Below are 10,310 nucleotides of genomic sequence, written 5' to 3'. Positions count from 1 at the left end.
GTGGCCCAGGATGGCGGGGACATTACCTTTCACGGCTTCGAGCGGGGCGTGGTCTATCTGCACATGCAGGGCGCCTGCGCGGGCTGCCCGTCCTCGACGCTGACCCTGAAGATGGGCATCGAGAACCTGTTGCGCCATTATATCCCCGAGGTCACCGAGGTCCGCCCGGTAACCGAAGAGGTGTGATGGACGCCCCCACGGTCCTGGCCTTCGACACATCGGCCGCGCATTGCGCGGCCGCTTTGTTCTGCGCGGGCCGGATCGTCGCCGAACGGCATGAGGAGATGGGGCGCGGGCAGGCCGAGCGGCTGATGCCTATTCTGCAAGCGATTCTGGCCGAAGCGGGGCTGGGCTGGGAGGCGCTGGACGGCATCGGGGTCGGCATCGGTCCGGGCAATTTCACCGGTATCCGCATCGCGGTGGCGGCGGCGCGCGGGCTGGCGCTGGGGCTTTCGGTGCCTGCGATCGGGGTTTCAGGCTTCGAGGCGATGGCCGAAGGCGAGGCAGGGCCGGTGCTGGTGGCGCTTACGGGGCCGCGCGGGACGGTCTATCTTCAGCCGCTGGCCGATGGCACGGCGCTGGCCCCGCCCCGCCAAGCCGGGCCCGAGGATATGGCGGATGCGATGCCGCCGGGGGCGCGGCTGATCGGGCCGGGCGGTTTCGACGGGATCGCGCCGCGGATCGCGCGGATCGCCGCCGCACGGCTGGGCCGCGCGTCGCCCCGGCCCGCGCCGCTTTACCTTCGGCCCGCCGATGCCGCACCGCCCGCCGATCCGCCGCCGGTGATCCTGCCGTGACGCCCAAGGCGCTGGCGGCGCTGCATGCGCTGTGCTTCACTCATCCCCGCCCCTGGTCGGCGGCCGAATTCGCGGCGCTGCTGCCCGGACCCGGCGTCTTTCTGGTGACCGAAGGAGCGGGCTTCGCCCTTGGCCGCGCCATCGCGGGCGAGGCGGAATTGCTGACGATTGCGGTTGATCCCGACGCCCGGCGCCGGGGCCTTGGCCGCAAGCTGATCGCCCGTTTCGAGGCCGAGGCGCAGGCGCGCGGCGCGAATCATTCCTTTCTGGAGGTGGCGCTGGACAATGCGGCCGCGCGCGCCCTGTATCACTCGGCAGGCTATGCCGAGGCGGGCCGCAGGCCGGGCTATTGCACCGCCCCCGATGGCAGCCGGATCGACGCGCTGATCCTGACCCGGGCGCTGGGGCGTTGAGGCCAGAAACCGGTTGACGCCCTGTCGGGGCTCGGCGCTAAATCACGTCAACGCGGCGCCCTGCCCCGTCCGCCAACCAACCGGGAGTGATTTCGATGACGCTGTTGCACAAGGCCCTTGAGGCAACCGCCGCGCTGGCCCTGTCCGCGGGCGCTGCGCTGGCCGAACCGGCCCTGATCTACGATCTGGGCGGCAAGTTCGACAAGTCCTTCAACGAGGCGGCCTTCAACGGGGCGGAACGCTGGAAGGCCGAGACCGGCGGCAGCTATCGCGAGATCGAGTTGCAATCCGAGGCCCAGCGCCAGCAGGCGCTGCGCCGCTTTGCCGAGGCCGGGCTGAACCCGATCGTGATGGCAGGCTTTGCCTTCGGCTCGGTGCTGGAGGAGGTGGCGGCCGATTATCCCGACACCGTGTTCCAGATCATCGACACCCGCGTAGATGCCCCGAACGTGCGCGCCATCGAGTATTCCGAGCATGAGGGAAGCTATCTGGTGGGCATGATGGCCGCCATGGCCTCGAAATCCGGCACGGTGGGCTTTGTCGGCGGCATGGATATCCCTCTGATCCGCAAATTCGCCTGCGGCTATGCCCAGGGGGTGAAGGCGGTGAACCCGGACGCGACCGTGATCCAGAACATGACCGGCACCACGCCTGCCGCCTGGGCCGATCCGGTCAAGGGCGGCGAACTGGCCCGCGCGCAGATCGCGCAGGGGGTCGACGTGATCTATGCCGCTGCCGGCTCGACCGGGGTGGGCGTGCTTCAGACCGCGGCCGATCAGGGGATCCTGTCGATCGGCGTGGACAGCAACCAGAACCACCTGCATCCGGGCCAGGTGCTGACCTCGATGATCAAGCGGGTCGATCTGGCGGTCTACGAGGCGCTCACCGCGGGCGCCGACCTGGAAACCGGCTATGTCGTCCTCGGCCTTGCCGAAGACGGCGTGGGCTATGCGCTGGACGAGCACAACAAGGACCTGGTGAGCGCCGAGATGATCGCCGCGGTCGATGAGGCCAAGGCCCGGATCGCCGCGGGCGATCTGGCCGTGCATGACTACATGACCGACAACACCTGCCCGGTGAAGTAACCGGCATGGCGGGGGCGGCCGGGGGACAGCGCGTCCCCGCCATCGAGTTGCGCGGCATCTCCAAGGCGTTCGGCCCGGTGCAGGCGAACCGCGACATCTCGCTGACGGTGATGCCCGGCACGATCCACGGCATCGTCGGCGAAAACGGCGCGGGCAAGTCCACGCTGATGTCGATCCTTTACGGCTTCTACAAGGCCGATACGGGCGAGATCCGCATCGCTGGCCGTCCCATCCAGATCCCCGACAGCCAGGCCGCGATCCGCGCCGGGATCGGCATGGTGTTCCAGCATTTCAAGCTGGTCGAGCCCTTCACCGTTCTGGAAAACGTGATCCTCGGAGTCGAGGACGGGCGGCTCTTGCGCCCCTCGCTGGCCCGGGCGCGGGGCGAGTTGACGCGGCTGGCCGCGGATTACGAACTGCATGTGGACCCCGATGCACGGATCGAGGATCTGGGCGTGGGCATGAAGCAGCGGGTCGAAATCCTCAAGGCGCTATACCGGCAGGCCGATATCCTGATCCTGGACGAGCCCACGGGCGTCCTGACCCCGGCCGAGGCGGATCATCTGTTCCGGATCCTGGAAAACCTCAGGTCCCAGGGCAAGACCATCATCCTGATCACCCACAAGCTGCGCGAGATCATGGCGATCACCGACACGGTTTCCGTCATGCGCCGCGGGCAGATGGTGGCCACTGTTGCGACCGCGCAGACCAGCCCCGGCGAACTTGCGGAACTGATGGTCGGCCGCAAGGTGTTGTTGCATCTGGACAAGAAACCGGCCGCGCCGGGACGCAATGTGCTTGAGGTCAAGAACCTGCGCGTGACCGATATCGACGGGGTCGAGCGGCTGAAAGGCGTGTCGCTGACCGTGCGGGCGGGCGAGATCCTTGGCATCGCCGGGGTCGCGGGCAACGGGCAGTCGCAGCTTCTGGGGGTTCTGGGCGGCACCCTGCCCGCCAGCGGCATCGTGCGGATCGAGGGGCAGGCGATCGACCTGGGCGCGCGCAATGCAGGACAGGCCCGGCGCGCGGCGGGCATCGCCCATGTTCCCGAGGATCGCCAGCGCGAGGGGCTGGTGATGGAGTTCCTCGCCTGGGAGAACATGATCTTCGGCTATCACCACGACCCGGCCTGCCAGCGCAACCGCGCGCTGATGGACAATGCCGCGATCCGCGCGATGACCGCCGAGCGGATGGAACACTTCGACGTGCGCCCGCCCGATCCCGACCTGCAAGCGCGCAACTTTTCGGGCGGCAACCAGCAAAAGATCGTCCTGGCCCGCGAGATCGAGCGCAATCCCGCGCTGCTGATCGTCGGCCAGCCCACCCGCGGCGTCGATATCGGCGCGATCGAGTTCATCCACCAGCGCCTGATCGCGCTGCGCGATGCGGGCGCCGCGATCCTGCTGGTCAGCGTCGAACTGGACGAGATCCTGTCACTGTCCGACCGCATCGCGGTGATGTTCGACGGCCGGATCATGGGCGAGCGGCGGCCGGAGGAGACAGACGAGAAGGATCTTGGCCTGATGATGGCGGGCATGCGGGGAAAGGCGGCCTGATGCGGGAGGCGATGCCGAAATGGGCCGATCTGGTGCTGATCCCGCTGGTCAGCCTGGTGCTGGCCTTCGCGCTGTCGGCACTTGTGATCCTGGCCATCGGTGAGGATCCGGTGGCGGCGGTGCGCATGATGGTCTCGGGCGCACTTGGCTCGACCTATGGCTGGGGCTACACGCTGTATTACGCGACGAATTTCATCTTTACCGGGCTGGCCGTCGCCGTGGCCTTCCAGGCGCGGCTTTTCAATATCGGGGGCGAGGGGCAGGCGATGTTGGGCGGGCTTGGCGTTGCGCTGATCTGCCTGTCGCTGCCTTGGCCGCATTGGGCGCTGGCCCTGCCCGCCGCGGCGCTGGGGGCGGCACTGTTCGGGGCCGCCTGGGCGGCGATCCCGGCCTGGCTACAGGCCACGCGCGGCAGCCATGTCGTCATCACCACCATCATGTTCAACTTCATAGCCGCTGCGGTGCTGAACTACCTGCTGGTGAACGTGATGCGGCCCATCGGCGCGATGGACCCGGCGACCGCGAAATTCCCGCCCGGCACGCATCTGCCCAGCCTGCATGACCTGCTGGCGCCCTTCGGCTTCGCGTTCTCGCGCGCGGCCCCGGCCAATATCACCTTCCTGATCGCCATTGCGGCCTGCGTTCTGGTCTGGCTGATCCTCTGGCGCACGCGGCTGGGCTATGAAATCCGCGCCTATGGTCATTCGGAACCGGCGGCGATCTATGCCGGGATAAAGCCCGTGCGCATCGTCATGGCGGCGATGCTGATCTCAGGCGCGCTGGCGGGTCTGATGGCCGTAAACAACGTGATGGGCGAGGCCGAGCGGCTGGTTCTGAACGCGGTCGAGGGGGCGGGCTTCATCGGCATCGCCGTCGCGCTGATGGGGCGCAGCCACCCGTTCGGCGTCTTCCTTGCCGCGCTTCTGTTCGGTTTTCTCTATCAGGGCGGGGCGGAACTGGCGCTCTGGACCGATATCCCGCGCGAGATGATCGTGGTGATCCAGGCGCTGGTGATCCTGTTCACCGGCGCGCTGGACAACATGGTGCGGATGCCGCTGGAACGGCTTTTCCTTGCGTTGCGCCGGGGGCGGGCGTGATGGATTTCGCCACCGCTCTGCAAATCCTCGACTCGACCGTGCGGCTGGCCACGCCGCTTCTGCTGGCCTGTCTTGCGGGGCTGTTCAGCGAACGCGCGGGCATCTTCGATATCGGGCTCGAAGGCAAGATGCTGGCCTCGGCCTTCTTCTCGGCGGCGGTGGCGGCGGTGACGGGCTCGGTCTGGCTGGGGCTGTCGGCAGGCATTGCCGCCTCGCTGGTGATGGCGGCGATCCATGGCGCGGCCTCGATCAGTTTCCGCGGCAACCAGTTGATTTCGGGCGTCGCGATCAATTTCCTGGCCGCCGGGCTGACCGTGGTCATCGCCCAGACCTGGTTCTCGCAGGGCGGGCGCACGCCCTCGCTGATCGGCGCCGCGCGGTTCGAGCCGATCACCCTGCCGCTGGCCGAGACCCTGCACCCCCTCCCGATCCTTGGCCCCATCTATCACGAGCTGATCTCGGGCCACACGCTGCCGGTCTATCTGGCCTTCGCGCTGGTCCCGCTGAGCTGGTGGGTACTGAACCGCACCCGGTTCGGGCTGCGCCTGCGCGCCGTCGGCGAGAACCCCGAGGCGCTGGATACCGCGGGCGTGTCGGTGGCCGCGACGCGCTATGCCGCCGTCGCGATCTGCGGCGTGCTGTGCGGCATCGCGGGCGCCTATCTCGCGACCGCGTTGCAGGCGGGATTCGTCAAGGACATGACCGCGGGGCGCGGCTTCATCGCGCTGGCTGCGCTGATCTTTGCCAAATGGCGGCCCTGGCAGGCGATGGGCGCGACACTCCTGTTCGGCCTCCTTCAGGCGATCGCGCTGCGCTACCAGAACATCGACCTTGGCGGGGTGGTGCTGCCGGTGCAGGTGATGGACGCGCTGCCCTATGTGTTGACCGTCGTCATCCTTGCAGGTTTCGTCGGCCGCGCGATACCGCCCCGCGCGGGGGGCTCGCCCTATATCAAGGAACGCTGACGGCAAGCGAGAACCTTGCCATGCCGGGGTGGCAGGCTTTAGGGACGTTACATGCAGATCTACCTGCCCATTGCCGAGGTTTCCGTGAACGCCTTCCTGCTGCTGGGAATGGGCGGGCTGGTCGGCGTGCTGTCGGGGATGTTCGGCATTGGTGGCGGCTTCCTGATGACGCCGCTTCTGTTCTTCATCGGCATCCCGCCCGCGGTGGCCGTCGCGACCGAGGCCGCGCAGATCGTCGCCTCGTCCTTTTCGGGCGTTCTGGCCCATCTCAGGCGCAAGACCGTCGATATCCGGATGGGCACGGTGCTGATGATCGGCGGGCTCGTCGGCGCCGGGATAGGCATCGCCATCTTCAACATGCTGCGCCAGATGGGCCAGGTCGATCTGCTGGTCAAGCTGTGCTATGTGATCTTTCTCGGGATCATCGGCGCGCTGATGTTCATGGAAAGCCTGCGCGCGATCCGGCGCTCGCGCAGCGGCAAGACCGCGCCGCGTCGGCGCCAGCGTACCTGGATCCATGCCCTGCCCTTCAAGATGAAGTTCCGCACCTCGGGGCTTTACATCTCGGTCATCCCGCCGCTTGCGGCGGGGGCGCTGGTCGGCATCCTGGCCGCCATCATGGGGGTGGGCGGCGGGTTCATCATGGTACCCGCGATGATCTACCTGCTGGGCATGCCCACCAAGGTCGTGGTTGGCACCTCGCTCTTCCAGATCATCTTCGTCACCGCCTTTGCCACGCTTCTACATGCGATGACGAATTTCACCGTCGATCTGGGTCTGGCGGTGCTGCTGCTGATCGGGGGCGTGATCGGGGCGCAGGTCGGCGCGCGGATCGGGGTCGCGATGAAGGCAGAACAGTTGCGCATCCTGCTGTCGCTGCTGGTGCTGGTGGTCTGCGGCAAGCTTGCGCTCGACCTGATGCTGCAACCGGCCGAGATCTACTCGCTTTCGGCGGGGAAGTTCTGATGCGGCTGCTGCTGGTCCTGCTCTGCCTCATGACCGCGCTGCCCGCGCGGGCCGAACGTGTGGTCGCGGGTCTCAGCCAGACACAGGTCGCGATCAATACCGGCTTTTCGGGATCCGAGATCCTGATCTTCGGCGCGGTGCGGCGCGAGGCGCCGCTGCCCGAGGGCGCGCTGCATGTCGTGGTCACCGTCGCCGGCCCCTCCGCCCCCGTCACCGTCCGGCGCAAGACAAGGCGCTTCGGGATCTGGGTCAATACCGAGGCCGTGGTGATCGACGCGGCGCCCAGCTTTTACGCGGTGGCCAGCACCGTACCGCTTGCCCAGGCGCTGTCGCAGGATGAGGACATGCGCCACAAGGTCTCGATCCCCCGGGCGATCCGCGCCACAGGCACCGCCGCCCAGGCCGCCGATTCCGAGAATTTCATCGAGGCGCTGGTCCGCATCCGCAGCCGCGTCGGGCTTTACCAGGTGCTGCCGGGCGAGGTCGCGTTGACCGAGGACACGCTGTTTCGCACCTCGATCGCGTTGCCCGCGAACCTGACCGAGGGCGATTACCGCACGCGCATCTTCCTGACCCGGGACGGCGCGGTGATCGACGCCTTCGAGACCGCGATCGCGGTGCGCAAGGTGGGACTGGAACGCTGGACCTACATGCTGGCCCACGAACGACCCCTTGTCTACGGTCTGCTGTCGCTTGCCATCGCCATTGCGGCTGGCTGGGGCGCGTCGGCCGCCTTCCGGTTGCTTCGGGGCTGACGCTAGTCCGCCTCGATCCCGGAGGACAGGGTCAGCGGCGCCGCCACGGTTCCCAGATCGTCGGTCGTCAGCGGCCGGGCGGGTCGGGCAAGGCGATAGCGCGTGACCCAGATCAGCCGCGTCTCGGCGCGGGTGATCGCGACATAGGCCAGCCGCTTCCACAAGGGCTGGCCAGCCTCGCTGCGCCCTGCCCGCGCGGCGGCGAAAAGGTCGGGGGCAAAGACCTGAACCGTGTCCCACTGGGAGCCCTGCGCCTTGTGGATCGTCACCGCCGCCCCGTGCAGGAAGGCCGCGCCCATGTTCGCGGCATAGGGGATGAACGGCTCCTCCTCCTCGGGCAGTTCGATCTTGACGATCGAGGCGGCCGAAATCTGCGGATCTTCGGCCCCGATCACATGCAGCCGTGAAAAGCCGGGCTTGCGGCCCGGGCCCAGATAGATCACCTGCGCCCCCTTGATCAGCCCCCGCGCCTCGAGGTCGAGCCGCTTCTTGCGGTGCTTGAGCGGCAGTTCGATCCCGTCGCAGATCAATGGCTCGCCCGGCAACAGCGCATCCTCCGGCGTGCCATGGGCCTGGCGGAAGGCATGGATCAGCCGGATCCGCGTCGCGTTGCGCCAGACCAGCACGGGCGAGCGCGCCATCAGGTCGGCATCGACCCGCGGGGCGACCACGACGCGCGGATCACGCGCCGCGGCGCGTTCAACCATCTGCTCGAACGACTCGAAGTCCAGCGAGGGATCGGACAGCGCATGGGCCAGATCGAGGATCGGGTTGTCGTCCTGCTGCCGGTGGACCCGGTGCAATTCCAGCTTCTGGTGCGCGGGCAGCGCGTCGAAGACCATCTGGCCCGACTGGTTGACCGGGGCCAGCTGCGCAGGATCGCCAAAGAGGACCAGCGCGGGAAACAGCTCCTTCAGATCGTCGAACTGGCGTTCGTCCAGCATCGAGGCCTCGTCGACGAAGCCGATATCCAGCGGCTCCTCGCGCCGCTTCCAGCCGCGTATGAAGTCGCTGCCGCGAAGCCCCGCAGTCGCCAGCGCGCCGGGAACCGATTTGACGCTTTGATAGAACGCAAAGGCACGGTCCAGCGCGGCATCGGTCAGTCCCTCGACCGCGGGCCGCTCGCCCTCGCCGGTCAGCCATTGGGCGATCTTCTCGTATTCAGGGTCATAGACCGGCGTATAGATGATCCGGTGAATGGTCGTGGCGGGGACGCCACGGGTGCGCAACACGCTTGCTGCCTTGTTGGTCGGAGCAAGGATCGCAAGCGTCCGGCGGTCGCGTCGCCGCCGTCCCTCGTAATCCCCCGAGACGATCTCCACCCCGGCTTCCGCCAGCGCCGCGACAAGGCGCGCCAGCAGCATCGTCTTGCCCGATCCCGCCTTGCCGGTGACCGCCAGAAGTGCCGCTTGATCCTCGACCCGCGGGCTCAGCGCCCCGGCGTCGATATCCACGCCCATGCCGCGCAGCATCGCGGCCACGCGGTCATGGGCCTCGGCCTGGTCTTCGGAAAAGGTAAGAGAGGCAAGGCTCATGGGCGGAGCCTACAGGCGCCGCCCGCGGCGTGCCAGCGCGATCAGGCCGCCTCGAGGATCCGCTTTTTTATCGGCGGGATGGCCGAAAAGGACTGCCGGAACCAGTCAAGCGAGGTCTCGCGTTCGATCCCCAGCCGATTCAGCGTGCGCGGCCAGAACGCATCGTCCCAACCCCACAGCCCGACCGCAAGCACGTCCTTCCCCTCGCCGACCTGACCGATCACTTCGGGTGCCATGCCGAGCATCCGGTAGATGCGGATCATGCGCGCGTCGAACACGCCGACGAAATGCTCGACCGCGAAATTGGCCATGATCTCGGCCCCGCCCAGTGCCAGTGCCGCCGACACCTCGCGCCCCGCATCGGGCGCCAGGCAGAAACGCGTGCATTCCCAGATCAGCGGGCTTTCGATGCGGACGCCATCGGTCACATGCAGGAAATGCTCGTTCACCATGGTCCGGCCGGTGGTGGGCAGGAAGCGCATGGATCCGCCATGCCGCCCGTCGGGCAGTTCCCAGATCACATAAAGCGGGTTGAGCACGTCGTACTGGTCGTGCTCCTCGCCCTTCTCGTCCACCGTGACGTCCCAGCCCAGGCGTTCATGGAACTGGATCGCCCGGTCGCGGAACATCGTCTCACGCAGAAGGGGGTGCTTGTGCAGGTCGACGCCGTAGATGTAACGCAGCATGTTGAGTAGCCCTTTGCCAGCCGATGACAGGGGAAAGCTACAAAGCCCTTGGTTACCAACGCCCTAAACCATCGCACAATTGGAAACAAAACGGGAAAAGTTGCAGATCGTCACCCTGTCGTTGCACTCAGAGCACGATCAGCCCCGCATTGAGTGCCCGGGCCACTGCATGGGTGGTGTTGAGCGCGCCCAGCTTGTGCCGCGCGGCCTCGATATAGACCCGCAGCGTATGCTCCGATATCTCGAGTTGATCGGCCGCCTGCGCCCTGCTCAGCCCCTTGGCCAGAAGCGTCAGCGCGCTGGTTTCCCGCGGCGAAAGTGTCGTCGACGGTGCAAGGTCGCGCTCGCCCTCGAATTCCAGGGCCTTCTTGTTGAAGTCATGCGCAATGATGATGAGATCACGCATGTTCTCCTGGACGAAGCGCGCCCATTCCACGTCGCTGCAACTGTGGTTG

12 protein-coding genes are annotated in these 10,310 nt (G+C 67.2%); 9 read left to right on the top strand and 3 right to left on the bottom strand.

All coding sequences use genetic code 11. The annotated features are described in order from the left end of the window. The 9 genes from ENN83_RS14490 to ENN83_RS14450 form a co-directional block, all read left to right on the top strand. Nucleotides 1-186: NifU family protein (locus tag ENN83_RS14490; RefSeq protein ID WP_287188143.1), on the top strand; the 186-nt coding region annotated here is incomplete at its 5' end. Beyond that, a complete protein-coding gene (gene tsaB, locus ENN83_RS14485) occupies nt 183-797 on the top strand; it encodes a tRNA (adenosine(37)-N6)-threonylcarbamoyltransferase complex dimerization subunit type 1 TsaB (RefSeq protein ID WP_287188140.1) in 615 nt (204 codons plus the stop codon). The genes ENN83_RS14490 and tsaB, both read left to right, overlap by 4 nt. Further along, nucleotides 794-1,210, top strand: coding sequence for a GNAT family N-acetyltransferase (locus ENN83_RS14480; RefSeq protein ID WP_287188137.1), 417 nt, complete (start codon nt 794-796; stop codon nt 1,208-1,210). Before tsaB ends, ENN83_RS14480 begins: the two co-directional genes overlap by 4 nt. A gap of 95 nt (nt 1,211-1,305) precedes the next feature. After that, a complete protein-coding gene (locus ENN83_RS14475) occupies nt 1,306-2,295 on the top strand; it encodes a BMP family lipoprotein (protein ID WP_287188134.1) in 990 nt (329 codons plus the stop codon). Between the two features lie 5 nt (nt 2,296-2,300). Beyond that, the gene (locus ENN83_RS14470; RefSeq protein WP_287188131.1) at nt 2,301-3,851 is read left to right on the top strand and encodes an ABC transporter ATP-binding protein; all 1,551 of its coding nucleotides are present in this window, start codon (nt 2,301-2,303) and stop codon (nt 3,849-3,851) included. Continuing rightward, nucleotides 3,851-4,948: an ABC transporter permease gene (locus tag ENN83_RS14465; protein WP_287188128.1), complete on the top strand. Its 1,098-nt coding sequence runs from the start codon at nt 3,851-3,853 to the stop codon at nt 4,946-4,948. The genes ENN83_RS14470 and ENN83_RS14465 overlap by 1 nt, the downstream gene beginning before the upstream one ends. Beyond that, nucleotides 4,948-5,913: an ABC transporter permease gene (locus ENN83_RS14460; RefSeq protein WP_287188125.1), complete on the top strand. Its 966-nt coding sequence runs from the start codon at nt 4,948-4,950 to the stop codon at nt 5,911-5,913. Before ENN83_RS14465 ends, ENN83_RS14460 begins: the two co-directional genes overlap by 1 nt. A 51-nt stretch (nt 5,914-5,964) precedes the next feature. Then, complete coding sequence (locus tag ENN83_RS14455; protein WP_287188122.1) at nt 5,965-6,879, top strand: sulfite exporter TauE/SafE family protein; 915 nt, start codon at nt 5,965-5,967, stop codon at nt 6,877-6,879. After that, nucleotides 6,876-7,634 (top strand): TIGR02186 family protein, encoded by a 759-nt coding sequence (locus tag ENN83_RS14450; protein ID WP_414707674.1) that lies wholly within the window; start codon nt 6,876-6,878, stop codon nt 7,632-7,634. The genes ENN83_RS14455 and ENN83_RS14450 overlap by 4 nt, the downstream gene beginning before the upstream one ends. 2 nt (nt 7,635-7,636) lie before the next feature. On the opposite strand, the gene ENN83_RS14445 is transcribed toward ENN83_RS14450, so the two are convergent. The 3 genes from ENN83_RS14445 to ENN83_RS14435 form a co-directional block, all read right to left on the bottom strand. Beyond that, on the bottom strand, nt 7,637-9,169 hold the full coding sequence (locus tag ENN83_RS14445) for an AAA family ATPase (protein ID WP_287188117.1): 1,533 nt from the start codon (nt 9,167-9,169) through the stop codon (nt 7,637-7,639). 41 nt (nt 9,170-9,210) lie between these two features. Beyond that, nucleotides 9,211-9,855 carry an acyl-homoserine-lactone synthase gene (locus tag ENN83_RS14440; protein ID WP_287188115.1) on the bottom strand — a complete coding sequence of 215 codons (645 nt, stop codon included), beginning with the start codon at nt 9,853-9,855 and terminating at the stop codon, nt 9,211-9,213. 127 nt (nt 9,856-9,982) lie between these two features. Beyond that, a partial coding sequence (locus tag ENN83_RS14435) for a response regulator transcription factor (protein WP_287188112.1) occupies nt 9,983-10,310 on the bottom strand: 328 nt, incomplete at its 5' end.

The organism is Rhodovulum sp. (genome assembly GCF_011048875.1).
GTDB lineage: Bacteria > Pseudomonadota > Alphaproteobacteria > Rhodobacterales > Rhodobacteraceae > Rhodovulum > Rhodovulum tesquicola.
The sequence above is the reverse complement of the archived record's forward strand: the minus strand, read 5'-3'. Positions and strand labels throughout refer to the sequence as shown.

Coding starts and splice junctions, on each gene's coding strand:
- ENN83_RS14475 (WP_287188134.1), top strand. CDS start 1,306: ATGACGCTGTTGCACAAGGCCCTTGAGGCAACCGCCGCGCTGGCCCTG.
- ENN83_RS14470 (WP_287188131.1), top strand. CDS start 2,301: ATGGCGGGGGCGGCCGGGGGACAGCGCGTCCCCGCCATCGAGTTGCGC.
- ENN83_RS14465 (WP_287188128.1), top strand. CDS start 3,851: ATGCGGGAGGCGATGCCGAAATGGGCCGATCTGGTGCTGATCCCGCTG.
- ENN83_RS14460 (WP_287188125.1), top strand. CDS start 4,948: ATGGATTTCGCCACCGCTCTGCAAATCCTCGACTCGACCGTGCGGCTG.
- ENN83_RS14455 (WP_287188122.1), top strand. CDS start 5,965: ATGCAGATCTACCTGCCCATTGCCGAGGTTTCCGTGAACGCCTTCCTG.
- ENN83_RS14445 (WP_287188117.1), bottom strand. CDS start 9,169: ATGAGCCTTGCCTCTCTTACCTTTTCCGAAGACCAGGCCGAGGCCCAT.
- ENN83_RS14440 (WP_287188115.1), bottom strand. CDS start 9,855: ATGCTGCGTTACATCTACGGCGTCGACCTGCACAAGCACCCCCTTCTG.